Raw genomic sequence first — 25531 nt, 5'->3', positions numbered from 1 at the left:
CAATTGAGTGACTTACGTCAATTTGTTGCCCTCGTCACGCTTTACTTCTTGCCAGAGATTTTCGAGCTCATCTGGCTCACTTTCCTGCAATTTTTTACCATTATCGCGTAATTTCATTTCAATTTTACGAAAGCGACTTTCGAATTTCATATTCGCTTTTCGAAGCGCCATTTCAGGATTAGTGCCAAGGTGGCGGGCAAGATTGACCGCGGCAAAAAGTAAATCGCCGACTTCTTCATCGACACGTTCTTGGTCGACATCTACCATCAAGGCTTCTTCCATCACCTCATCAAGCTCTTCCTGCACTTTTTCGGCAACAGGGCCTACCGAGTCCCAATCAAAGCCGAATCGCGCGCAACGCTTTTGCAGTTTCGCTGCTCGGCCCAATGCTGGAAGTGAGGTCGGTACATCATCCAAAATACTGAGCTCTGCATCCGGCTTGGCTTTGGCGGCACGTTCCTGCGCTTTTATGCCTTCCCAGTCTGCTTTCTCCAGCGGGTAGCCATCGGCATCTTTTTCACCAAAAACATGAGGATGGCGACGCACCAGCTTGTCGCACATGGCACCGGCAATGTCTTCAAATTCAAACAGGCCCTGCTCTTTTCCGAGTTGACTATAGAACACAATCTGAAACAGCAGATCGCCCAGTTCATCGCGAACATCTGCCCATTCCTGGCGTTCAATCGCGTCCACCGCTTCAAAAGTTTCTTCGATAGTGTAAGGAATTATGGAATCGAAGGTTTGCTTCTTGTCCCAATCGCAGCCGTTTTGCGGGTCCCTAAGGGTAGCCATAATTTCCAGCAATTCTTGCATTCGCGACATTTTTTTCATCTCTTACCCGCCCAAAAGAAAAGGGAAAGCAGTGCTTTCCCTTCATAGAAATTCAATATTGTTAGCGAAGCCGTTTGGCTTCATGCACGTCTTTAACTTGCTCCAAGCGGGAGATCACCCGGCTCAGCACTTCGAGGTCACTCAGCTCTAAGTCAAAGTCCATAATAGACATTTGCTGCTTGTAGTCGACCCGGCTTTGCATGCCAGAAACTTTCGCTTTTTCGTTCAGCAAGACGTTGGTGAGATCTTTAATCAAACCACTTCGCTCGGATGCAGAAACACGTACTGTGATTTGGTAGTTGCCGACATAGCCGCCACCCCACACAGTATCGATAAGGCGCTCCGGTGCATGATGGCGAAGCTCTGCCAATTGTTCACAGTCCGCGCGGTGTACTGAAATACCGCGGCCTTGTGTTACGTAGCCTTCGATTTCGTCGCCTGGGATGGGCTGACAGCAGCGCGCAAGGTGGGTCATCAGGTTATCCACGCCTTCAACGACAACAGCATCTCTGCGTGGTCGCTTGGTTGTGGTCTGTGTTTCAGCCTGCTCCAGTTTGGCGCGAAGCTGCTCATCTTCCTGTTCTTTGGTCAGTTTGTTGACCACAGAATTGATGTAATTCACCACCTGGTTGATACGCAAATCACCGCTACCAACACCCGCGTACACTTCATCAAGGCTGTTAACATTGAAGCGCTTCATGGCGAGCGTGGCATCTTTACTAGCAGCACCAATCTTCGCAAGTTCAGCATCAAGAATTTCTTTACCTGCCTCGACGTTCTTCTCTCGCGCTTGCTTACGGAACCAAGCATTTATCTTGGCACGTGCGCGGCCTGAAGTCACAAAGCCAAGGCTTGGATTCAGCCAATCTCGGGAAGGATTCGGTTCTTTCTGGGTAATGATTTCGACCTGATCGCCCATGTTGAGGTGATAGGTGAACGGCACGATCCGCCCTTCCACTTTGGCACCGATACAACGGTGACCCACTTCAGAGTGGATGTGGTAAGCAAAATCCAGCGGTGTCGCGCCGATTGGCAGGTCAACTACATCACCTTTTGGTGTAAAGGCATAAACGCGATCATCAAACACCTGACTCCGAAGCTCGTCCAGCATTTCGCCGGAATCGGACATCTCCTCTTGCCAAGCCAGCAGTTTACGCAGCCAGGTAATCTTCTCATCGTAGCCACTGCGGCCAGCTGACGAGCCTTCTTTGTATTTCCAGTGGGCCGCGACGCCAAGCTCTGCATCATCGTGCATCTGCTTGGTACGGATTTGGATTTCTACCGTTTTGCCTTCAGGTCCCAATACAACAGTGTGAATCGATTGGTAACCATTTGGTTTCGGGTTCGCAACGTAGTCATCAAACTCTTTCGGTAGATGACGATATTTGGTGTGAACGGCACCCAGCGCGGCATAGCAATCCTGAAGCTGATCAGCAATAATACGCACAGCTCGCACGTCAAAAAGCTCATCAAAATCCAAGCCTTTTTTCTGCATCTTACGCCAGATGCTGTAGATATGTTTTGGTCGACCATAGACCTGCGCGTTGATGTTGTAATTTTCCATCGCGCTTTGCAGATCGGACACAAAGGTGTCGATGTACTGCTCACGGTCAATACGGCGCTCTGCCAGTTGTTTGGCAATTTGTTTGTAGGTCAGCGAGTGCTGATAACGGAACGCGTAATCCTCGATTTCCCACTTGAGCTGGCCGATACCTAATCGGTTAGCAAGCGGGGCGTAGATATTTGCACACTCTTTCGCTACAGCCTGACGTACTTCGTCAGACTCGTTTTTTACTTCACGCAGGTAAGTAATGCGCTCAGCCAGTTTGATGACCACACAACGGAAGTCATCGACCATGGAGAGCAACATACGACGCACGTTATCTACCTGTGAAGCGGTAGCTTCTTCATTATTGGCGTTCAGATGGCGAATTGCTGCCATTTCCTGAACACCCTCCACCAGCTTGGCGATGTTGTTTCCGTAATGCTCTTTGAGTAATTCATTGCTCAACACACCATCTTCCACCATTGGGAACAGCAGTGCGGCTAGCAATGTTTCCTTGTCCATGCTGAGAGTAACAAGGATTTCAATCATCTCCCGCCCACACCAAAGCGGCTGAGCGAGAGTCTGCTCATCGCCCAGCGTCTGGCAGTGATGATAGGCTTTGGTTAAAGCCTTAGATGCGGCAGCCTCCTGGGCAAGACCCTCTACCCAGCGTTCAAGCACAAATTCTTTATTGTCGTTTAAGTGCGCGCCACGAATTGCGACCATTTCACTATCCTGTTTTTCTTATCCGTAGACGGGCAACCATCATGCAGCCCGGCGCGGGCGACTCAATCTTTGACAAACAACGCCATCGACTCCAAGTGCCCTGTGTGTGGGAACATGTCCAACATGCCCAACCTAACCAATTGATACCCGTTTTCCAAAAGCACCTGGCTGTCACGTGCCAAGGTTGTCGGGTTGCAGGAAACATACACTACCTGCTGAGCTCCAGATTGTGCCACATAAGGCATTACCCCTAAAGCACCAGCACGCGCAGGATCGAGCAAAATTTTGTTGTAGCTTTCACGTCCCCAGACAGTTTCAGCCACATCCAGTTCCAAGTTGGCATGATAGAAACGCGCATTGCTTTGTTGATTACGCATCGCATTATCTGACGCGCGCATTACCATCTCTTCCACGCCTTCAATACCGACGACGGTTTTTACCTTCGCAGCAAGCGGTAAACTGAAATTGCCCAGACCACAGAAAAGATCCAACACCGCATCCTCTTCTGTTAATGACAGCCAATCCAGCGCCTGCACAATCATCTTTTCATTGATATCCGCATTGACCTGAATAAAGTCTTGCGGCTCAAAGGCAAGCGTCAGATAGCCAAGTGCGTAATTTGGCTGCTCACCGAGAACTCGCTTCACTGCCTCATCGGCTTGCTGCAAGTAATAAATCAAACCGTGTTGTTCTGCGAAGCCTTTTAGCGTTGCCTGATCGTCTTCATGCAACGGTTTAATAGCACGAACCAAAAGCACGCGACCTTGATTGGAAGCCACCAGCTCAATATGGCCAATGATACGACGTCCACGAAGACCATCCAGCAAGGTATAAACATCTGGCAATAGCGTATTCAACCGCGCATCAAGCACCGGACAATCTGTGACGGTCACAATGTCATTGGCGCTGCGTTGACGGAATCCCATTTCAAGAGCGCCACTTTTACTCACTTTGACGCTAAGACGTGCACGGCGGCGGTAACCCTTCTCTTTAGACACCACTGCCGCATCTTGGGCGAGATCCACTGATGCAAACTTCTTCATCAACTGGGACAGCGTTTCCTGTTTGACTGCAATCTGGGCATCATGGCCCAAGTGCTGGAGGTTACAGCCGCCACAGGTACCGTAATGCTGGCAAAATGGTTTGATGCGCTCGGCACTCGGCTTGGTGACTTTGATAAGACGGGCACGGGCAAACTGACGTTTATCTTCCGTAAGCTGCAGCAATACCTCTTCACCCGGTAAAGCGCCAGCAACAAACACCGGCTTTTTGCCGTCAAACGCCACGCCATCCCCCTGATGGTCGAGACGGGCGATAGTCATCGCCTTGTGCTTGGTATCAAGAGTCTTTTTCTTCTGTGGCTTAAAAAAACGTGCCATGAAATATGTTCCAGCTTTTGCAACCAACCGCACTAACAGTCTGTGCATAGATTCGAATATTGGCGACCAGTCAGTTGTGATAACCTGCTGAATTCTCGCCATCAGCTTTGGTGTAGACTTACTGCGTGAGGTTATAATTCACGGTATGTCTGAAAAATGACGGCAATTCTCCCACAGAATAGACAGCATGACCAAATACGGACTTCGCGCCAGAGTAATCACCCTAACCCTTGCCCCGACGCTTATCATCGGCATATTGCTGAGCGCTTATTTCATCAAAAACCGCTATCAGGAGCTGGAGCAACAGCTTGCAGTAGCTGGACAGGCGATTATCGAACCCTTGGCCATTGCCAGTGAAATTGGCCTTGCCAATGAAAGCCGGGAAAATGTGCGGCGCCTGATTGGATACACGCACCGCCAGCACAGCGAATACATCCGAAGTATTGCGGTATTTTCCAGCCAAAATGATCTATTTGTGACTTCTAATTATCATCGCAATCTTGATTTATTGGCAGTACCTCGTGGGCAACCATTGCCTGAGCGCCTGGAAGTCATCCACCTCAAAGATGCACTCTTACTCCGTGCACCAATCCGTGCGATTGCCAGTTTTAACAATCCACTGGTACAAGAGCAGCCAATCGGCTACATCACCATGGAGATGGATCTTTCTACGGTGAAACTCAAGCAATATCAGGAGTTCATCTCTGCCGGTGTAGTGTTGATTCTTGGTCTGATCCTTTCTTGCTTCTTCGCCTATCGGCTTTTGCAAGATGTCGAAATGCCCATCAACCAGATGATAAGCATGATCGACAGAATCCGTCGTGGGCATCTCGATGTTCGGATTGAGGGCAAATTATTGGGAGAGTTAGACACCCTGAAAAACGGTATTAACGCGATGGCCATTTCGCTGTCGGAATATCACCTTGAGATGCAACAAAGTATCGACCAGGCGACCTCAGATTTACGTGAGACCTTAGAACAGCTCGAAATACAAAACGTTGAACTCGACATCGCCAAGAAAAATGCACAGGAAGCTGCGAGAGTGAAATCGGAGTTCCTTGCTAACATGTCGCACGAGCTCAGAACACCGTTGAATGGCGTGATTGGCTTTACCCGACAGATGCTGAAAACCCAGCTTTCAAGCAGCCAACAGGATTATCTGCAGACGATCGAAAAGTCAGCCAACAACCTGCTGACCATCATCAACGACATTCTGGATTTCTCTAAACTGGAAGCAGGCAAACTGCTTCTGGAAAATATTCCGTTTGATTTTGAAGACTCGCTGGAAGAAGTCATGCGCCTGCTTGCCCCAATGGCACATGAGAAAGGCCTTGAGCTAAACCTTCGTATCGACCCCCGCATCCCGGCAGGTGTGATTGGTGACCCTCTGCGCATCCAGCAGGTGCTCACGAATCTGATTGGTAATGCTACCAAGTTTACCGAGCGCGGACACATCAGCGTCAGCGTAGAACTCAAACAACAACGCGATGAACGTCTGGAGCTTCAGTTTATTATCCGAGATACCGGTATTGGTATTTCTGAGCGCCAGCAGTCACAACTATTCCAGGCCTTTCGTCAGGCAGATGCCAGTATCAGCCGTCGCTATGGCGGTACGGGCCTAGGCTTGGTGATCACCCAGAAACTGGTGCAGCAGATGGGCGGTGATATTGGCTTCTCCAGTCGCCTCCATCAAGGCTCAACGTTCTGGTTCACCATGTCGCTAATTAAAACAGACCTGCCACTGGTTCACCCTATCGATACTGAAGCACTGCAAGGTCAGACTATGATGTTGATTGAGCCTGACCAAGAAAGCCGCCTGCTTATTCGGGAACGTTTGGAACATTTTGACATTACATTGAGCGATTATGCCCAGTTGCCGGAAACCGCTGAGCGGGTTTCCTCCGCGCTGATTTGTGTTGATGCCATCGACGTGCCTGAAAGCGACGAGTTAATAGCACTGGCAAAACGCGCAGAGGCGTTCAGTGACAAAGTTATTTTCTGTCTGCCAACCACAGAACTTGCTCTGTCAGAAGCGCTACTGGCCTCCGGTGTGGCAGCCTGCCTAGCTAAGCCATTGTCGGTGAGAAAACTTATTGAACAATTGCAGGGTGAGCAGCAATCCCTTACTTTGCTGCCACCAGCGGTTGAAGTTCATACCGATAAAGCGCCGCTAACGGTAATGGCCGTTGATGACAACCCGGCCAACCTCAAACTGATTAATGCGCTTTTAAAAGAGCGCGTGACCAATGTGTTTACCGCTTCAGATGGTAAAGCAGCACTCACCTGTGCGCAGAAACAACGTTTCGACCTTATCCTGATGGATATCCAAATGCCGGAAATGGACGGTGTAACGGCTTGTCAGGAAATCCGAAAAACGCCGCTGAACCAGCATACGCCAGTCGTTGCCGTGACTGCCCATGCCATGATGGGCGAGCGAGAGCGCTTACTTAATGAAGGGATGGATGACTACCTGACTAAACCGATTGAGGAGCATATTCTCGAGCAAGTGCTGCACCACTGGACCCATCCACACAGTGGCGAGACTCAGCCAAACTCGCCACTTATCACGCCAAACAAGCTGGGAGAAGCGCTCAGCATTGACTGGTCATTGGCAATGAAGCAAGCCGCAGGCAAAGAGGATTTAGCAAGGGATATGCTGCAGATGCTGGTTCGCTCTTTTGATGAAGTCGAAGAGAAAGTACACCTAGCACTAAAAAACAGCAAAGCGGATTTAAGTGCTGTCATCCATAAGCTACACGGTAGCTGCGCCTATAGCGGTGTACCAAGGCTCAAAAATCTTTGCCATGAATTGGAAACCCAACTTAAGAAAGGTGCGACAGTCGAAGATATCGAACCAGAGTTATTTGAGCTCTTGGATGAGATTCAGAATATCAGGGAGCAGTCTCCCCATTATCTCGATGCGACTGTCTGACAGAGACGAAAAAGGCGGGACGAGACGCCTTTTCTTTACTTATTGATCCATTTATCAATTGCCTTATGTTTCGGCACAGATTTTCGCTAAGGTATCGAGTCTTCTCACTGGCTCATCCACATAAGGGTTGTCTGTATCCCACGCATAACCCGCCAGAATTGAACACACCATGCCTTTGATTTTCGGGTCTGGGTTTGGATAGAAAATCACATCCTGCAATGTGCCCTTATACCAACCTTCTACGTAGCAGCGGAAAGTGTCGACACCGCGTAAAAGTGGTTTCTCATACTCGTTCAGCCAATCCACTTTTTCGCCTGATAGTTGGCGGCTCAGCGAGTTGACTGCAAGCTCAGCTGATTTCATCGCAATCGTCACACCAGAAGAAAATACCGGGTCAAGAAACTCACCGGCATTGCCGAGCAGCGCAAACTTGTCTGTAGCCAACGTACTGACATTCGCAGAATAGCCCCCGATCATACCGGGTTGGTTTGGATACTCCGCATTCATCAGTAATTTCGCCAGCCAAGGCTCTTCACTCGCCAGTTGTTTGATCGCTGCAATATGGTCATCAGCGTAATTCGCAAAGAAATCCGGCTCACCCACAATGCCGAAAGAACAGGTGCCGTTGCTGAATGGGATCAGCCAATACCAGACATCATGATTATCCGGATGCACAGAGATCAGGATCTTGTCCCTGTCATATTCAGCAGCATCGATGTTATCGACGATGTGGGTAAAAATTGCCTGTCGTGGTGGCAAGCAGGATGGGCTTTCGAGATCAAGCAACCTTGGCAATACACGGCCAAAACCGCTGGCATCGAGAATGAAGTCCGCCTGAAGTTGGTAATGTTTACCCTGTTCATCTTTTACGTGAAGAACGGGCTTGTCCGCATTCACATCCACAGCTTCAATCTCATGCTGATAGCGAATAGTCACGCCCTGCCTTTCTGCGTCATCAGCCAGTACCTTGTCGAAGACAGCACGTTGAACCTGATAAGTTGTACCTACGCCCGCTGAGAACTTGTCGGTGAAGTCGAAGCTGATGTAGCGCCCTTCGCGGTTGAATGCCGCACCGTTTTTAAACTGAAATCCAGCCGCGTTGACAGCTTCCAGCATGCCAGCTGCACGGATTGATTCCATGCAGGCAGGCAACAGACTTTCACCAATTGAGAATCGTGGGAACGTCGCTTTCTCAAGCACCAGTACGTCGATGCCTTTCTGGTTCAGCAGTGCAGCCGCGATTGCCCCGGAAGGGCCTGCGCCGATAATCGCAACCTGGGTGGTTTCCAATCTCAAAAATGGGCTCCTTTCAACTATTCAAAACGGTAATGACATTCGTCGTTAAAGACGGGCTTTCAATGTTAACAGGGTATGTCCCAAGCCGATATTATCAATGCGCTCTGCAACCTCGAAACCTGCTTCTTCGACAATCTGCAGAAACTCTCCGCAGCGGTAGAAGCGGCTATTACCGTTTGCCAGGCATGTAAAGTACAGCGAAGTAGCATTTAGGCTATACGCGGCTGCTTCATATTTCTGCGCATCCCAGAAAAGCTCAAGGATATAAACCGTTGCATCAGTAGACATGGTCTGACGCACACGGCGTAAGATACTCAATATTTCCATGGGCGAGAAGCAATCAAGGAACTGACTCATCCACCAAACGTCCGCACCTTCCGGCAGCGATAGTGAATTGTCCAGCGCATTGAAAGCATGCCCTTTAATTCGCCCTTCAAGGCCATTCAATTTGGCCTGCTCTAACGCCATTTCAATCTGCTGCGGCAGGTCGATAATGGTGACTTCCACATCTGCATCGTAATTACAGCATTGCGTTGCCCATTTACCGGTATTGCCACCAATATCGAATAACCTCTTAGGCTTGGAAGCGAAGACTTTTTCAATAAGTAATGGGAATGAGCGGTCGGAATAGAAATGATCAAACTGGAACCAGCTTTCTTTAGCTTTGCCCGGGAGCGTCGAGAGCCCTTCGTAGATTGAGCTCCACTGCCCCAACGCTTTGAGTCCGGCTGGGCTGCCCGTTTCAATGGACTCAGTGAGGTGCGCCATCGCGGCGTAACAAACGTCCGCCATAAAATCCATGTTGGCTCGGGTCATTCCGTCATAAAGCAGAAAATACCCTACATTCGCCAATACATAGTTGGGTGATTGCCAAGTTACGATATGCGCGCTGACTGCCATATCGAGCAATACTTTAACGCCATATTCTGACACCCCAGTTTTTCGCGTAATTTCTGCTGCATCCAACCCCTGGGAACCAGCATCATCCAATGCTGCTAAAACACCAAGATCCCTCAAGCTTCGAGCTGCATGAAAAACAATAGGCGCAAAAGCTAACTTTTGCGCCTCAGTTTTTGCATTCAAAGCGTTATATGGATCCGCTTGAAATGAATTCACTCTTTAACCTACTACTAAAAGCTATTTACTGGGAAGCTGCCATAACCGCCAGTTTTTTGCGGATATCGACATCTAAATTATTGACCCAGCGATTGTAATTACGATGGATTTTACCGTCGCTTTCCATAAGGTTTTCCGACTCCACGTAATTAATGGAGTAACTCTTGTCACTATATGGGATGTCGACAACGGCGCGATGAGAACGTACAAATAATTCACCACGAATTACACCAGGGCTGGTTTCAGTCATAATCCATCCGCGGTCAATACCCGACTCAATAATTGCCTGTTTAACCGAAGCTGCAGGAATATTAAAAGCAACTGGAGCATTCATCACTTCTTTAATCGGTTGAACGCGGTTACAACCCACCAAAGCGAATGCCACTGCCAACAAAACTAGATATTTTTTTAATTTCACGACTGACTCCCTATCAAATTGTTATCCCTTGGTTGCGTGATGTAGCCATTGCGATATGATCGCATTCTGACTTCTTACCAAGTGAAGTATTAAACACTGCTCAAGGCATCAATTCCTTGATCAGCCACATAGCCAAGGATGTTATAGCACCACCGATGAGCAGTATTCAATTTAATATCCAGAGTCTTTTTGCTTTGTCACCCGGTTTGGAAAACCCGGCAGACTGGGCAAAATGGCAACAAAATCAATGTCAGTGGCCTGGCGATGCCGCGGCGCCTGCTTCCAGTGCTATTCCAGCAATGATGCGACGTCGTATGAGCCCACTCAGTAAGATTGTGGTTCAGGTTGCAGCAACACTGTCAGCCAGCGAAGACATCGTCTACTCTGTCTTTTCAAGCCGCCATGGCGAGCTTCAACGGACCGTCCAATTGCTTCAAGAAATCCTGGCTGGTGAGCCAGCATCCCCCACCGCGTTTTCACAATCAGTGCATAACACGGCAGCAGGCTTGTTTACTATCGCAACGAAAAAGCCTATCCCAGCCACATCTCTAGCGGGAGGTGTAGACGGATTCCACTATGCACTGCTAGAAGCGTTTATTTACCTCAACCAACACCCTGATAAAAAAGTATTGGTGGTGGATTTTGATGCGCCACTTCCTGAAATTTACTCCCAATTCGAACCCTACACTAACGCTCCCTATGCCATGGGAATGGTGCTAAAAGCCGGCGACCAAGTTCAGATACAACGAGCAGCGCCCGCGCCAAAACCAAAAGACACAACTTTGCCCCAAGCACTTGAATTCTATCGTCAATGGTTGAATAAAACTTCAAGCTTTGAAATGGAAAGCGCTCGTCAACACTGGGCTTGGCAGGTAGGAGATTTTAAATGTTCGGATTAATCAGCAAATGGTGGCGGATACTGGCAACTGGGTTTTGTTTCAGCCTCTTTGGTTTGGGTGGCCTGTTGCTGACCTTTATTGTTTTCCCTTTGATGACGTTCAGCGCTAGAGACACCAAAGAGAGAGAGCTTCGCGTCCAACGTATCATTAAAAAGACCTTCACCATCTTTTGTTTAACCATGAAATACACTGGTGCAATTAACTACAAAATCACCGGTGGTGACATTCTTCGCAAAGACAGTAACTGTATTATCCTCGCCAACCATCCTAGTTTGATCGACTATGTGTTGATTACTTCTCAGCTCCCGCAATGCGATTGCCTGGTCAAATCCTCCATCTGGCATAACCCGTTTATGAAAGGCACCGTCAAGGCAGCGGGATATATCCCGAACAACAGTCCTGATGATTTGCTCGAGCGCTGCGCCCTACGTCTGGGTGAAGGCAATGTATTGCTCATTTTCCCGGAAGGCACCCGGACCACCCCTGGCATTGAGTCATCACTACAACGTGGTGCGTCGCAAATTGCCGTTCGAACTCAAACAGATATACGACTGGTGCATATTACTGTCATACCAAGCTTTCTCACTAAAGAGAAAAAGTGGTATCAAGTTCCAGACGTTCGCCCCTTTTTTCATGTTGAAGTGAAGGGTAAGATAGCAGCGACTGAATTTATCGATTCAGATATTGCAGAGGCGACGGCGGCACGTCGCCTGAATAGAAGACTCAAGAGGGAACTTTTCCCACACAATAATAAAATTGAACAGCAAACAAACATAGAAGGCTACAGTGGACAAATTACAAAATGATATAAAACAGTTGATCATTGAGGTACTTAATCTCGAAGATCTTACCGTAGAAGATATTGATACCGATGCACCACTTTTTGGGGAAGGGTTAGGTTTAGATTCCATTGACGCACTTGAACTCGGACTCGCTATTAAAAAAGCTTACAACGTTGCTATTGATGCCGATGACAGTAATACCCGTGAGCATTTTGCCTCAGTGGCGAATCTTGCGAATTTCATTTCGGCTAACAAAGCGTAATAGAAAATGACAGAAGTAAATAAAGCAGAAATATTCGAGCAAGTTCGCGACGCTTTGGTGGAATTATTCGAACTGGATCCGGCCGACGTTATTTCTGAAGCCAAACTTTATGAAGAGCTGGATCTCGACAGCATTGATGCAGTAGATCTGGTTGTTCACCTGCAAAATACCACTGGCAAAAAAATTAAACCGGAAGAGTTTAAGTCTGTACGCTCTGTACAAGACGTTGTTGATGCCGTTGCAGACCTGTTAGTAGACTAAAATGCGGATGTTCGGCGCACTGGCAGGCCTTCTCCTGCTCGCTTATCCCTTGGCGGTGTACGCTGGGATTTCGCACGGAGGAGTTGGCCTTATCGCGTTGTTACTTGGCCTCCTGTTTTTGCTTCGGATGACCTCTGGTAAACTTCTGGGAAAAAGCCCTCTGAGACTTGTAGCGACAACGACGGGGGTCATCGGCCTGCTGTTGGTTACCCTCAGCTATGTCTTCAAACAATACGACTGGTTTCTTTATTATCCTGTCGCAGTCAACGCCACCATGTTTGTTGTTTTCGCCGTCAGCCTCTTTCAGCCGATGAGCATCATTGAGCAAGTTGCCCGCCTTCAGGAGCCTGACTTACCGGCTTCTGGCGTAATATATACCCGTAACGTCACCAAAGTCTGGTGCCTGTTTTTTCTGGTGAACGGTGCCATTGCCTGGCAGACATGTCTGATGTCGCTGGAGATTTGGACACTGTATAACGGCTTACTCAGTTATCTTGCTGCTGGCGCTCTCTTTGGTATCGAATTTATTATCAGGAAAAAGGTGCGAGCCTCTTGAATCGTTTTACGCCATTATCATGCCTCTGTCTGTCAGAACGCAATACTGATTTGCCCGTCGCACTGGGTGACGGTGGTCGCAAAAACTGGGGGACATTTACTGATGATGTGGCACTACTCGCCTCAGTATTGAAAGCATCTCCTGCACAAAAGTGGGCGCTGGCTTTTGAAGACAGCTACCTGTTTGCCACTGCATTTTTTGCCTGTGCCCATGCAGGAAAATCTCTGGTTCTGCCGGGAAATTTACAGGCAGGATCTTTGACTGAGCTCTCAATTTATTTCGACGCCATATTGCACGATAGCCGAGTAGCTGCTCCTGCCGGCATCGCCTCTGTATCACTACCTCTGTCAGGCTCGCACAGTACGTCTAATTTAAGGCTTGAAGCATTTGATAATCTAACTCTCACGCTATACACGTCAGGCTCCAGTGGCGTGCCGAAAGCCATTGAAAAGTCACTGTTCCAGATTCAGGAAGAACTCAACCAGCTTGAGACGCAATGGGGAGCGCAACTCGAAGGCACTCACATTCAAAGTACCGTATCGCATCAGCATATTTATGGTTTGTTGTTCCGTCTGCTATGGCCGCTTTCAGCTGGACGTCAGTTCCAACGCCATGATCTGGTTTACCCTGAACAAGTCATTGCCAAGGCTGACGAACAGACAGTATTGATCAGCAGTCCTGCGCTCTTAAAGCGCATGATTGAGCCGACATCCGGCCAATATCGTGCGATATTTTCTTCAGGTGGGCCTCTTCCCATCTCAGCGGCACAAAGTAGCCTTGAGTGCCTCGGCACCTTACCCATCGAGGTGTATGGCAGCACCGAAACCGGCGGGATTGGTTTTCGACAACAATCTACTGAGACCACACTCTGGCAACTGTTCAGTGGCATCTGCGCTCAACTGGATGATGTGGGCTGCCTGCGACTACTCTCTCCTTACATCACACCTGGCCATTGGTATCAAACTGCAGATTTGTGCGAGCTTTATGACAATAACACCTTCCTGCTGAAAGGTCGTGCTGACCGCGTGATAAAGATTGAAGAAAAGCGGGTATCCCTGCCTGAAATTGAACAGCGGCTTTGCCAAAGCGACTGGATAACGGATGCTGCCAGCCTTCTGCACCAGCAGGATGAAAGACAAATCATTGCCGCAGCAGTAGTATTATCTGCAGAAGGTGAAAAGATGCTGGCTAAAATTGGGGCTGGAAAATTTAAACTGATGCTTAGAAAAAGCCTCAGAGAGTGGCTAGAACCGATTGCAATCCCGCGCCAGTGGCGCTTTGTCGATGCCATTCCCCAAAACAGCCAAGGCAAACGTCAACAACAGGCCATCGAAACCTTGTTTAACCGGACGCAATAACAAGCGCTGCTAAAACGCTTACAGGAAAAACATGCAACGCAAACCCACATTACTCAGCGCAAAAGCCGAAACCAATAGCGTGATCCTCACACTTCAGATTGATAGTGGTCTGGAAGATTTCAAAGGTCACTTCCCAACGTTTCCGATTCTGCCCGGTGTCACCCAAATAGATTTAGCCATGCGCTACGCCGAAGAGTTTCTGGCGCTTGATGGTCAGTTTGGTGGTATGGAAGTGATTAAGTTTCAGGATCCTATTCTTCCAGAGGCCATTGTGACCCTGACGCTGAACTGGGATCCGGAGAAAAGAAAGCTCTATTTCAGCTATCAATCTAACGACAAAGCCCATTCCTCAGGACGCGTTCTGATCAGCGAGGCGAAATGAGCGACTATTCCCCCTGCTTTCTCATCCCCTGCTATAACCACGGTGCTGCCATTGGCGCTGTGGTCGATGCCCTCAAAGCGTTAGAATTGCCAATCCTCATTGTGGATGACGGCAGCGACGAGCAAACCAAAATGGTACTGGCTGCACTCTCACAGCGGGATGATGTGACACTTCATCGCCTCAAAGAAAACCAGGGCAAAGGTGGTGCTGTAATGGCAGGCCTGAAACAGGCGCAAATACTGGGCTTTACCCATGCGCTTCAAATCGACGCTGACGGACAGCATGACCTCAACGCGGTACCTGTATTAATCGAAGAATCTCGGACACACCCAGATTCCCTAATTTCCGGCAAGCCTATCTACGATGAAACCGTACCCAAGTCCCGTTTGTACGGACGTTATATCACCCACTTCTGGGTGATGCTGGAAACACTGTCAACCACCATCAAAGATTCCATGTGTGGATTCAGAGCCTACCCGCTTGCCCAGACACTCAAAGTGATTGAAGCGTCTTCACCCGGCAAACGAATGGACTTTGATATCGAAATCATGGTGCGCCTTTACTGGGATGGCTGCGATATTCGTTATATCGACACCAAAGTGATCTATCCCGAAGACGGCCTGTCGCACTTCGATGCATTCAAAGACAACGTTCGTATCAGCAAAATGCACAGTCTGCTGTTCTTTTCCATGTTGCCAAAAATCCCCCGATTGCTGGCAATGAAACGAAAGAACAGCCAACACTGGTCCGCCAGAAAAGAACGCGGCACCATTTTAGGCATCAAGTTACTTCTAGCGACTTATAGCCTGTTGGGCAGAAAAGCCTTCAGCCTGATGCTGAAACCTGTGATGTATTACTACTGGCTGACGGGCAAAGCCGCTCGTGAAGCGTCAGAAGACTTCCTGCAGAAGGTCGCCAATTATACGGGTGAAAGGCCTCTTAGCAGCTATGATCACCTTCTTTCATTTGGAGAGACCATGCTGGATAAACTGGCAGCATGGAAAGGGGACTTTGACGTTTCTAACCTCACCATTACTGGTGGCGAACACTTTCGCCAACTGATGGAGAAAAAACGCGGCGCTGTGCTGATTGGCTCCCACCTTGGTAATATCGAGCTATGTCGCGCCCTCAGCCGCCGCCACGCCAATGTAAAAATAAATGCCCTAGTGTTCACCGAGCACGCAGAGCATTTCAATTCGGTGATGGATGAAGTGAATGCAGACGCATCGGTTAATCTGATTTCATTATCAAACCTTGGCCCTGAAACCGCCATTATGCTCCAGCAAAAAATCGATAATGGCGAGTGGGTGGTCATTGTTGGTGACAGAACCTCAGTCACTCGTGAAGGGCGCATTATCATGGCAGATTTTCTCGGTGAGCCTGCACCTTTCCCGCAAGGGCCTTTCGTACTGGCATCGGTACTGAAAGCCCCCGTTCTTCTGTTGTTTGGCCTTCGTGATGAGCAAAGCCAAACACCGCACTTCAATGTGCACTTTGAACCGTTTTACGACCCAATTCGACTGCCCCGCGGAAAGCGTGAAGAAGCGCTTCAGGAAATAGTCGAACAATACGCAAAACGCCTAGAGCACTACACCCTCAAAGCCCCTTTGCAGTGGTATAACTTTTTTAAATTCTGGCAGTTAACGAGCAGCAACAATGACAAGTCACACGGATAACACCATCATTTTTGGGGAAGCGCCCCTCACCATTGAATCTGTTGTCGCGATTGCCAATGGCAGCCGCGCAACATTGAACCCTTCCGAGGAATTTACAGCGCGGATCGACCGCGGATCACGATTCCTTGAACGCCTGCTGAAAGAAGAAGGCGTGATTTATGGCGTGACCACAGGCTATGGCGACTCTTGTACCGTAGCCATCCCACCTGTGCTCGTTAATGAACTACCGCTGCACCTGACCCGTTTTCATGGTTGTGGTTTGGGCGACAACCTCGATCACGTACAAAGCCGTGCGGTTTTGGCAACCCGCCTCAACTCACTGACACAAGGCGTATCCGGCGTAACCATGGAACTGCTTAATCAGTTGGTCACCTTGATCAATCACGACATTTCCCCGCGAATTCCACAGGAAGGATCCGTCGGCGCCAGTGGTGATTTGACGCCATTGTCCTACGTTGCTGCCGCCCTGATTGGTGAGCGTGAAGTTATTTACAAAGGCGAACTTCGGCCAACAGCAGACGTCTTTGCTCAACTGGGTATCGAACCTATCACGCTGAAACCTAAAGAAGGTTTGGCGCTGATGAACGGCACGTCCGTGATGACAGCGCTAGCCTGTCTTGCTTATAAACGTGCAGAATATCTGGCACAACTTTCTACCCGTATCACTGCCATGGTCTCGCTGGCAATGCATGGCAACGACTTCCATTTTGATGAAGCCTTGTTTGCCGTAAAACCTCACCCAGGCCAGCAGCAGATTGCCAAATGGCTGCGTGACGATTTGCAGGCAGATAAACCGCCTCGCAACAGCGACCGACTTCAGGATCGCTATTCGCTGCGCTGCGCCCCTCACGTCATTGGCGTGCTGCAAGACACCCTGCCTTGGGCGCGCCAGATGATTGAAAACGAACTCAACAGCGCCAATGACAACCCAATTATCGATGGTGACAACGAGCGCGTATTGCATGGAGGCCACTTCTACGGCGGCCACATCGCCATGGTGATGGACTCGCTAAAAACCGCCATTGCCAACATTGCTGACCTACTTGACCGCCAGATGGCACAGCTGATGGATTATAAGTTCAACAACGGCCTGCCATTTAACCTCACCGGCGCAGAAGGCGATCGCAGACCTATCAACCACGGTTTCAAAGCGGTACAAATCGGTATCTCTGCTTGGACGGCAGAAGCCCTGAAACATACCATGCCTGCGAGTGTCTTTTCCCGCTCAACAGAATGTCACAACCAGGACAAGGTCAGCATGGGTACCATCGCATCCCGTGATTGTCTGCGGGTATTACAGTTGACAGAGCAAGTCACTGCAGCCAGCCTTTTGGCTGCTACGCAAGCACTGGAAATTCGCCGCAAGTATGGAGAGCTGGATTTGAATCATTTCAGCCCAGCGCTTCGCACCATGACAAAACATGTACTGGATAAATTTGAGATGGTGATTGAAGACCGTCCGCTTGAGCAGGATCTTCGCCGCTTCGTCGATAGCATTCAGCAGCAAGCTTGGGAGCTTTATTAATGACTAAGCGCACGCTTAACGCCGAAGTGGTTCTTATTACGTCCTTTCAGGATGCCGACCCGATGGGCGTTATCTATCACGGCAATTACTTCCGCTACTTTGAAGAAGCCCGCCGCGTGATGATGGAAAAGATTGATTACGGCTACCTTGCTATGAATGCCTCAGGATACATGTGGCCGATCATCGATACTGCCGTGCGCTACGTAAAACCAGTCCAGTTCAATCAGGAAATCCGTATCACCGCGACATTGACCGAGTACGAAAACCGCCTGCGTACTGATTACGTGATTTATGACGCGGAGAGTGGCAAACGCTTGACCAAAGGGCATACCACTCAGGTGGCCGTTTCCATCGACGAGAAAGAAATGTGTTTTGTTTCGCCTAAAGCCCTGACAGACCGATTGGAGGCATACTTCAATGCTGCGTAAGCTTGGCACTGCACTTTTGACCGTCAGCCTGATGATATCCAGCCCTCTGACTTGGGCATTCGCACTTTCTGATCTGCAAAACACGCTGGAAAAGTCAGCCGTGATAAGCGGTGACTTCGAGCAAACCAAAGATATTGCGATGCTTAGCAAGCCTTTGGTATCAAACGGCAACTTCGTCTTGAGTGACAAAGAGGGTCTGCTTTGGCTTCAGACCACGCCGTTTCCCGTCGCCCTGATTTTGTCTGATCAAACACTTCGCCAGAAAATGCCGGGGCAACCGGAGCAGGTCATCTACGCCAAAGATAACCCGATGGCGTTTTATTTCAGCGACCTTTTCCTTACTCTCTTCCATGCGGATGCAGATGTGCTGACCCAACAATTTAGCTATGAGCTGGATGGCAGCCCTGAGGCGTGGACACTCGTGCTGACTCCAACCGATGCGCCACTGACAAAGGTCTTCAGTCGAATCACTTTATCAGGCAGTCACAACATTGACGCACTGACGATGGAGGAGCTCCGTGGTGACAAAACCACGGTGACTTTCAGCGATATCCGACACGCATCAGCGCTGACTGACGAGGAGCGCCGTGCGTTCAACGACTAAAGCCATACTATGGCTGATTGCCCTGTCTCTTCTCGCAGCCACTGCAATACTGCGCCACCCAAGCGGCGCTGCGATGCTCGACACCAACATCCTTAACCTGCTTCCTGAAAACAAGCAAGATCCCCTGGCTCAGAAAGCCTTTAATGAGGTGGCTGGCAGTATGGAAGATCAGGTGCTGTTCCTTATCTCCGCTGACACTCAAGACCAGACCATAAAAGCTGCCCGCGCTTTTGAAACAGATCTTCAAACGCTGCCACTTTTCAGCAAAATAAATGGCAAATTGTCTGATGAAGAGCAATCAGCCTGGGTCAGCACCTATGCACCTTACCGATACCAACTGCTGACGCAGGAACAACGCCAGATACTCAAGCACGCGCCTGCTACCCAGACCGCCAAGGTCATCCAACAGGTTTACAACCCTTTTTCCGGGGTGACTGGCGCTGAACTTTCTGGCGATCCCTTTTTGCTGTTCCGTGATTACCTGCAAACGATGAACAAGCAAAACCAGCGTTTTTCCATCACAGAAGGTTATCTGACCACAGAGCAGGATGGCACATTTTATGTTCTGATCCGCGGCACGCTTTCCGGCTCAGCCTACTCCATGCAAACCCAACAACAGCTGACAGAGATCGCACAATTAGAGGAAGCCACTGCCGCGAAGTTTGATGCTCAAATCTTCCATACTGGCGTGGTGTTTTATGCGGCCTTCGGAACCGACAGTGCCAAGTCTGAAATCAGCACCATTGGCGTTGGCTCAATGCTCGGCATCCTGCTTTTGGTACTTTGGATCTACCGTAGCCTTTTACCTGTTAGTCTGACCTTACTGTCGATCGGTACTGGCGTCGTGACAGCTTTTTCGGTCTGTCTTTTGGTGTTTGGACAAATTCACCTGTTCAGCCTTGTCATTGGCGCCAGCCTAATTGGCGTATCGATAGACTATGCCTTCCACTACCTGACCGACCGCCTCGCATCTGGTGCATCTTGGCGTTCAGAAGAGGGATTAAAACGCGTTTTCGTTCCCATCACCTTTGGCCTGATTTCCACCCTGATTGCTTACCTCAGTATGTTAGCTGCCCCTTTCCCGGGGTTGCAGCAACTTGCACTGTTTTCGGCCTCAGGCCTGTTTGGCGCTTACCTGAGTGTAATATTCTGGTATCCGCTGTTGACGAAACGTCCAGCCAGATACCAGACACTGCCTCTCGCAAATTCAAGTAAGGGCTACCTGATGCTATGGCAACGCCCACTGGTGAGAATAGCCATGCCTGTTGCTGCCTTGCTGGTCGCTCTAATTGGCTTTTTTAACGCAGACTACGATGACAACATCCGCCAATTACAATCCCTGCCACCGTCATTGCAGGAGCAGGAATCGGTCATCAGGTCAGTGACTGGCCTCAGCAGTTCCCAGCCGATGCTGCTGGTCAAAGGAAGCAGCGAACAGCAAGTGCTGGAGAATGCTTACGCTCTCACTCCGGCACTTGAAAAGCTTCAAAGTGAAAACGCCCTTTCCGGTTATCAAAACCCCGCCGATATGGTGCCACCAGCACCGGTACAACGAGAAAACTTAGACCTCGTTCAATCACTTTATCAGTCAGAAGGTGAAAAACTCGCTGCACAAATTGGCTTGGCGACAGCGCCGAAAATCCCGAGCGATATTGATATTCTAACACCCTCGAAGATGCTTAACGCTCCGAGCGATGAGTTGTTCTCATCGCTTTGGTTACGACCTGATGAAGGACAGTATGCCGCCATTGTGATACTACAAAATGCGACTGACATGAGTACTATCAGACAAGCAATAGCACCTTTTCCAGAGGTGAGTGTGCTGAACAAAGCCGAGGAAGTTTCCACCCTGTTTGGTCAGTACCGACTGCGTATTTCCATTTTGATGGGCATCGCTTGTCTGGGCATTTTGGGCTTACTCTGCACACGATTTGGTGTTCGCCGTGCCGTTCGCATTCTTACCCCGCCACTGCTCGCTGCTGGTGTAGCCTTGACCGCAGGCGCCATCAGCCCAGTTCCTATGAATTTATTCAACCTGCTGGCACTGTTTCTCGTGCTGGGAATTGGTATCGACTACACCCTGTTTTTCGCCGAGCACAAAGACAGCTATCGCGCCTTGGTCGCCAATACCCTTGCCGCCCTGACGACCATACTCTCTTTCGGCTTGCTGTCTCTCAGCCAAACCGAAGCTATTCACAGTTTCGGCGTTACTGTATTGGTCGGTATCGGTGTCGCCTGGCTGCTCGCGCCATTGGCCATCCAACAGCCAGAAAAGGAGCTTCATCAATGATTCGCGTTGTACTCTGTTTGGGTTTTTATCTGCTGCTTTCTGCTTGTACGGCAGTGCCTGATAGCAATCACGTTGAAATCGCACCCGATAAATTTGTCAGCTTACCCGCTCCTTCAGATTTTCAAGGTACCGTCAGTGTGAATCAGCTTATTACCGCGAAGTGGAGTGACACTACTCAGGTGCTTCCTGTACATCTCGAGATCACCGGATCAGACGTCGTTTTAGTGGGATTCTCCAGTTGGGGAACCCGTTTATTGACGATCAATTACGATGGACACACTCTGGAAAAAGAAAACCTCACGGGTCTGGGTGTCGTGATGCCTGATGGAAAACAAGTGCTCATGAACCTGATGCTGACTTTATGGCCGACCTCTTCGTGGCAAACGCATCTTTCACAGATTGGATGGCAACTGGTTGATGATGCTGCAACCCGAACCCTGATCGATGAGAACGGCGAAACTGTGGTAAAAATACAGTATGATGAGCCCAAGGTTGCAGGAGGTATTCCTGCCGATATCAAGTTTGAGCAAGTGCGTCAGCACTACCAAATTCAGATTCAAACCCTCGAATAACGGAAGAGCAGATCGCAATGACCGACGCAGATACACAGACAACTCCGGTTTATATCCTTGCTTGCGGGTCGCATTCCGCAATGGGTATGCGCTCTGAAGATATCCACCGAAGTCTGCAAAGCGGCAAGAGTGACGGCATCCAAGCCGAGCGCTTTACCCTCAATGATGGCAAAGACGTGATTGTTGGGCGTGTAATGGAAGACCTCCCAGAGATCCCGGCACAATTCCAACACCAACAAACACGAAATAACCGCTTGGCCCTGTCCGCGATCCTCCAAATTCAAGGGGCAGTTGAAACCGCTATTGAAAAGTACGGTGAAGATCGCGTTGCCGTCATCGTCGGCTCCAGCACATCAGGAATTTCCAATGGTGAAGTTGCCCTTAGCGAGCAATTACAAACCGGTGCGCTACCTGAGAACTATCACTATTGTCAGCAAGAGCTGAGCAATCTTTCTGATTTTATCAGCAACTACTTTGGCCTCTCGGGTCCAAGCTATGTGGTGTCCACCGCCTGCTCATCGAGTGGGAAAGTGTTCCTTTCTGCTAAAAGACTGCTGCAATCAGGCATGGCTGACGCTGTAATTGTAGGTGGCGCAGACACCCTTTGCCGTTTAACACTGAACGGATTTCATGGCTTGGAATCTGTCTCTTCCGGTTTATGTCGCCCATTTGAAGAAGGACGCGACGGCATCAATATCGGTGAAGCCGCCGCGTTTATGCTGCTCTCACTTGAGCGGCCTGAAGAGGCCGAGCCTATTGCTCTGCTTGGCGCTGGTGACAGCTCAGATGCACACCACATCTCCGCCCCAGATCCAGAGGGTCGTGGCGCAGAAGAAGCCATGTTAAAAGCGCTGACGGAGGCAGGGCTTTCCCCAGACAAGATTGGTTACGTCAATGCACATGGTACCGCCACGCCTCTCAACGATGCGATGGAATCCAAAGCCATCAGCCGTGTCTTGGGTAATGATGTTCCTGTGAGCTCGACCAAGCCCCTGACAGGTCACACGCTTGGTGCAGCCAGTGCGATAGAGGCTGCCATATGCTGGCAAATTCTTCGCCACAACCTCACGCTCCCCGTCCCCGCAGAACAAGTAGGTCGCGACCCCGATATTGCGCCGATTCGTCTAGTGTCTGCAGGCGAAAGACTGGAAAAACACGCTATTTTGAGCAACTCGTTTGCCTTTGGCGGAAACAACGTATCGCTAATTTTTGGAAAACTATGAGTTCGCAACCAAAACTCCACGAACTGCTGCCTCACAAGGCACCCATGATCCTCCTCGATACACTGATTGATGTGGGTGATTTACACGTTCATTGTCAGGCGACTTCAAGTGAAAGCAGCTTGTTTTTCGATAAAAGCATCAATGGAATTCCTGGTTGGGTAGGCATTGAGCTAATGGCTCAATCTGTAGCTGCTTGGTCGGGTTATCAGGCAAGCAAAGAAAACAAAGCGCCACCTATCGGTTTTTTGTTGGGCAGCCGCCGCTACAAATGCGACGCCCCGAGCTTTCCCCGCGGAACATTGTTGGATGTTCGTGCCAACCGTGTGATGGAAAGTAATGGTATGGCCGTGTTTGCCTGCACCATTGAACAGGGAGGCAAAGAAATTGCGTCGGCCCAGCTCAACGCTTATGTGCCTTCAGAAGAAAAGTTACAGCAAATGTTAAAAGGAACGCCCCAATGAGTCGTGATGTATTGGTTACCGGCGCAAGCAAAGGCATCGGCCGTGCTATCGCCATTCAACTTGCCAAAGACGGTTTCAATATCGTGATCCACTATGGTCGCGACAAAGCGGGCGCTGAAAAGACGCTGGCAGACATCACCACACTGGGTGGTTCAGGCCGCCTTATCTCTTTTGATATCGCCAACCGCGAGCAATGCCGTCTTGAACTTGAAGCGGATATGGCAACTCATGGCGGATACTATGGCGTTGTAAACAATGCAGGTGTAACAGCAGACACTGCCTTCCCTGCAATGTCTGAAGGCGAATGGGATGGCGTGGTTCATACCAACCTTGATGGTTTCTACAACGTACTGCATCCTTGTGTGATGCCAATGATCCAGTGCCGCCGCGGCGGACGCATCGTGACCATGGCATCGGTTTCAGGCCTGATGGGTAATCGCGGTCAAACCAATTACAGCGCAGCTAAAGCTGGCATTATTGGTGCCACCAAGGCACTGGCTCTGGAACTTGCAAAACGCAAGATCACGGTAAACTGTGTGGCTCCAGGACTTATCGACACTGGTATGGTGGACGAGCATGTGAAAGAACATGCCCTTCCTCAGGTGCCTATGCGCCGTATGGGCAAACCAGAAGAAGTGGCTGGTCTGGTCAGCTATCTGATGTCAGAGTCCGCCAGCTACGTCACCCGACAGGTGATTTCAGTCAATGGAGGACTGATATGAATCGCAGAGTTGTTATCACTGGCATGTCCGGTGTTACTGCATTCGGTAACGACTGGCAAAGTGTCCAGCCAAAGCTTGCAGCGATGAAAAATGCCGTTCGCTACATGCCTGACTACGAACAATATGATGGCCTGAACACCAAACTGGCCGCGCCAGTGGAAGGATTCAGTGTGCCAAAGCACTATCCGCGTAAGAAAGTGCGTGGCATGGGACGTGTTTCCCAGCTTTCTACAGTTGCAACAGAAAGTGCCCTTGAGCAAAGTGGCCTAATTGGCAACGAGGTGCTAACTAATGGCCAGACAGGTATTGCCTATGGCTCTTCCACAGGTAGTACTCCTGCGATTGGTGCGTTTGGTGTGATGCTGAATGAAAAGAGTACCCGCGCCATTACCGCAACGAGCTATGTACAAATGATGCCACACACAACCGCAGTGAATGTCGGTCTGTTCTTTGGCCTGAAAGGTCGAGTGATCCCGACCAGCAGCGCCTGCACATCAGGCAGTCAGGCGATTGGTTACGCCTATGAAGCGATCAAGCACGGCTACCAGACCGTGATGGTAGCTGGCGGTGCGGAAGAGCTTTGCCCAACCGAATCTGCCGTTTTCGACACTCTGTTTGCCACCAGCCTGAAAAACGATACGCCTGCAAAGACTCCAAGTCCCTATGACACCAATCGTGATGGCTTAGTGATTGGCGAAGGTTCAGGAACACTGGTGCTGGAAGAATACGAGCACGCCGTTGACCGTGGTGCGAACATCATTGCAGAAATTGTCGGGTTTGCCAGCAACTGCGATGCCACACATGTCACTCAACCAACTATGGAAACGATGCAGATTTGTATGGAGATGGCGCTGCGTAATGCCAATCTGGTCCCAGAAAAAATCGGCTATGTTTCCGCCCACGGTACGGCAACCGAAAAAGGGGATATCGCTGAGAGCAACGCTACTGCGAATATCTTCGGTAACCAGACACCCATCAGCTCACTGAAAAGCTACTTTGGCCACACGCTGGGTGCTTGTGGAGCGATTGAGGCCTGGCTGAGCCTTGAGATGATGAACAGCGGTTGGTTCAGCCCGACTATCAACCTCGATAATATCGACCCCGCTTGTGGCGAACTGGACTACATCCGCGGCGAAGGGCGCCACATCGACTGTGAATACATCATGAGTAATAACTTTGCGTTTGGTGGTATCAATACATCGATTATCTTTAAGCGTGTCTAACGCGAGATCGACAGCAAAACGCCCGCATCTGCGGGCGTTTTTGTTTGTGTGGTCTGCATTGGC

General features: G+C 49.7%; 24 protein-coding genes. 18 read left to right on the top strand and 6 right to left on the bottom strand.

Annotated elements, in window-relative coordinates; translation table 11 throughout:
• Window positions 1-12 precede the first annotated feature (12 nt).
• The 3 genes from mazG to rlmD all read right to left on the bottom strand — a co-directional run bounded on the left by mazG (window position 13) and on the right by rlmD (window position 4482).
• Window positions 13-831: a nucleoside triphosphate pyrophosphohydrolase gene (gene mazG / locus VP504_RS14125; protein ID WP_325891728.1), complete on the bottom strand. Its 819-nt coding sequence runs from the start codon at window positions 829-831 to the stop codon at window positions 13-15.
• A 61-nt stretch (window positions 832-892) separates the two neighbouring features.
• On the bottom strand, window positions 893-3103 hold the full coding sequence (gene relA / locus VP504_RS14120) for a GTP diphosphokinase (RefSeq protein WP_325891726.1): 2211 nt from the start codon (window positions 3101-3103) through the stop codon (window positions 893-895).
• Between the two features lie 62 nt (window positions 3104-3165).
• Window positions 3166-4482: a 23S rRNA (uracil(1939)-C(5))-methyltransferase RlmD gene (gene rlmD / locus VP504_RS14115; protein WP_325891724.1), complete on the bottom strand. Its 1317-nt coding sequence runs from the start codon at window positions 4480-4482 to the stop codon at window positions 3166-3168.
• 187 nt (window positions 4483-4669) lie between these two features.
• Between rlmD and barA the strand changes: the two genes are divergently transcribed.
• Window positions 4670-7414, top strand: a complete 2745-nt coding sequence (gene barA / locus VP504_RS14110; RefSeq protein ID WP_325891723.1) for a two-component sensor histidine kinase BarA — start codon at window positions 4670-4672, stop codon at window positions 7412-7414.
• A gap of 63 nt (window positions 7415-7477) precedes the next feature.
• On the opposite strand, the gene VP504_RS14105 is transcribed toward barA, so the two are convergent.
• Genes VP504_RS14105 through VP504_RS14095 form a run of 3 tightly spaced genes read right to left on the bottom strand, consistent with a single transcriptional unit; the run spans window position 7478 to window position 10244 of the window.
• Window positions 7478-8710 carry an NAD(P)/FAD-dependent oxidoreductase gene (locus VP504_RS14105; RefSeq protein WP_325891722.1) on the bottom strand — a complete coding sequence of 411 codons (1233 nt, stop codon included), beginning with the start codon at window positions 8708-8710 and terminating at the stop codon, window positions 7478-7480.
• Between the two features lie 45 nt (window positions 8711-8755).
• On the bottom strand, window positions 8756-9826 hold the full coding sequence (locus VP504_RS14100) for a methyltransferase (RefSeq protein WP_325891721.1): 1071 nt from the start codon (window positions 9824-9826) through the stop codon (window positions 8756-8758).
• 25 nt (window positions 9827-9851) lie between these two features.
• Window positions 9852-10244 carry a hypothetical protein gene (locus VP504_RS14095; protein WP_325891720.1) on the bottom strand — a complete coding sequence of 131 codons (393 nt, stop codon included), beginning with the start codon at window positions 10242-10244 and terminating at the stop codon, window positions 9852-9854.
• Window positions 10245-10399: 155 nt separating this feature from the next.
• Here VP504_RS14095 and VP504_RS14090 point away from each other — a divergent pair, with 155 nt between their 5' ends.
• Genes VP504_RS14090 through VP504_RS14010 form a run of 17 tightly spaced genes read left to right on the top strand, consistent with a single transcriptional unit; the run spans window position 10400 to window position 25468 of the window.
• Entirely contained in the window at window positions 10400-11143 is a 744-nt protein-coding gene (locus VP504_RS14090; RefSeq protein ID WP_325891719.1) for a beta-ketoacyl synthase chain length factor, read from the top strand.
• On the top strand, window positions 11131-11949 hold the full coding sequence (locus tag VP504_RS14085) for a lysophospholipid acyltransferase family protein (RefSeq protein ID WP_325891717.1): 819 nt from the start codon (window positions 11131-11133) through the stop codon (window positions 11947-11949). The genes VP504_RS14090 and VP504_RS14085 overlap by 13 nt, the downstream gene beginning before the upstream one ends.
• Window positions 11930-12187, top strand: a complete 258-nt coding sequence (locus VP504_RS14080) for a phosphopantetheine-binding protein (RefSeq protein ID WP_325891716.1) — start codon at window positions 11930-11932, stop codon at window positions 12185-12187. Before VP504_RS14085 ends, VP504_RS14080 begins: the two co-directional genes overlap by 20 nt.
• Window positions 12188-12193: 6 nt before the next feature.
• Entirely contained in the window at window positions 12194-12448 is a 255-nt protein-coding gene (locus VP504_RS14075) for an acyl carrier protein (protein WP_325891715.1), read from the top strand.
• Window position 12449: 1 nt separating this feature from the next.
• Window positions 12450-13004 carry a hypothetical protein gene (locus VP504_RS14070; protein ID WP_325891714.1) on the top strand — a complete coding sequence of 185 codons (555 nt, stop codon included), beginning with the start codon at window positions 12450-12452 and terminating at the stop codon, window positions 13002-13004.
• The gene (locus VP504_RS14065; RefSeq protein ID WP_325891712.1) at window positions 13001-14362 is read left to right on the top strand and encodes an AMP-binding protein; all 1362 of its coding nucleotides are present in this window, start codon (window positions 13001-13003) and stop codon (window positions 14360-14362) included. The genes VP504_RS14070 and VP504_RS14065 overlap by 4 nt, the downstream gene beginning before the upstream one ends.
• Window positions 14363-14393: 31 nt before the next feature.
• Complete coding sequence (locus VP504_RS14060; RefSeq protein WP_325891710.1) at window positions 14394-14744, top strand: ApeI family dehydratase; 351 nt, start codon at window positions 14394-14396, stop codon at window positions 14742-14744.
• Entirely contained in the window at window positions 14741-16420 is a 1680-nt protein-coding gene (locus VP504_RS14055) for a glycosyltransferase family 2 protein (protein ID WP_325891708.1), read from the top strand. Before VP504_RS14060 ends, VP504_RS14055 begins: the two co-directional genes overlap by 4 nt.
• The gene (locus VP504_RS14050; RefSeq protein WP_325891707.1) at window positions 16401-17945 is read left to right on the top strand and encodes an HAL/PAL/TAL family ammonia-lyase; all 1545 of its coding nucleotides are present in this window, start codon (window positions 16401-16403) and stop codon (window positions 17943-17945) included. The genes VP504_RS14055 and VP504_RS14050 overlap by 20 nt, the downstream gene beginning before the upstream one ends.
• The gene (locus VP504_RS14045; RefSeq protein ID WP_325891706.1) at window positions 17945-18373 is read left to right on the top strand and encodes an acyl-CoA thioesterase; all 429 of its coding nucleotides are present in this window, start codon (window positions 17945-17947) and stop codon (window positions 18371-18373) included. Before VP504_RS14050 ends, VP504_RS14045 begins: the two co-directional genes overlap by 1 nt.
• Window positions 18363-18977, top strand: a complete 615-nt coding sequence (locus VP504_RS14040) for an outer membrane lipoprotein carrier protein LolA (protein ID WP_325891705.1) — start codon at window positions 18363-18365, stop codon at window positions 18975-18977. The genes VP504_RS14045 and VP504_RS14040 overlap by 11 nt, the downstream gene beginning before the upstream one ends.
• Window positions 18961-21267: an MMPL family transporter gene (locus VP504_RS14035; protein ID WP_325891704.1), complete on the top strand. Its 2307-nt coding sequence runs from the start codon at window positions 18961-18963 to the stop codon at window positions 21265-21267. Before VP504_RS14040 ends, VP504_RS14035 begins: the two co-directional genes overlap by 17 nt.
• Window positions 21264-21839 (top strand): DUF3261 domain-containing protein, encoded by a 576-nt coding sequence (locus VP504_RS14030; RefSeq protein WP_325891702.1) that lies wholly within the window; start codon window positions 21264-21266, stop codon window positions 21837-21839. Before VP504_RS14035 ends, VP504_RS14030 begins: the two co-directional genes overlap by 4 nt.
• A gap of 17 nt (window positions 21840-21856) precedes the next feature.
• On the top strand, window positions 21857-23062 hold the full coding sequence (locus tag VP504_RS14025; protein WP_325891700.1) for a beta-ketoacyl-[acyl-carrier-protein] synthase family protein: 1206 nt from the start codon (window positions 21857-21859) through the stop codon (window positions 23060-23062).
• Entirely contained in the window at window positions 23059-23523 is a 465-nt protein-coding gene (locus tag VP504_RS14020; protein WP_325891699.1) for a hotdog family protein, read from the top strand. Before VP504_RS14025 ends, VP504_RS14020 begins: the two co-directional genes overlap by 4 nt.
• The gene (locus VP504_RS14015) at window positions 23520-24245 is read left to right on the top strand and encodes a 3-ketoacyl-ACP reductase FabG2 (RefSeq protein ID WP_325891698.1); all 726 of its coding nucleotides are present in this window, start codon (window positions 23520-23522) and stop codon (window positions 24243-24245) included. The genes VP504_RS14020 and VP504_RS14015 overlap by 4 nt, the downstream gene beginning before the upstream one ends.
• Window positions 24242-25468: a beta-ketoacyl-ACP synthase gene (locus VP504_RS14010; RefSeq protein WP_325891697.1), complete on the top strand. Its 1227-nt coding sequence runs from the start codon at window positions 24242-24244 to the stop codon at window positions 25466-25468. The genes VP504_RS14015 and VP504_RS14010 overlap by 4 nt, the downstream gene beginning before the upstream one ends.
• Window positions 25469-25531: the final 63 nt, after the last annotated feature.

The organism is Grimontia sp. NTOU-MAR1, assembly GCF_035758505.1.
GTDB lineage: Bacteria > Pseudomonadota > Gammaproteobacteria > Enterobacterales > Vibrionaceae > Enterovibrio > Enterovibrio marinus.
This window is presented reverse-complemented; position numbering and strand designations above follow the sequence as displayed.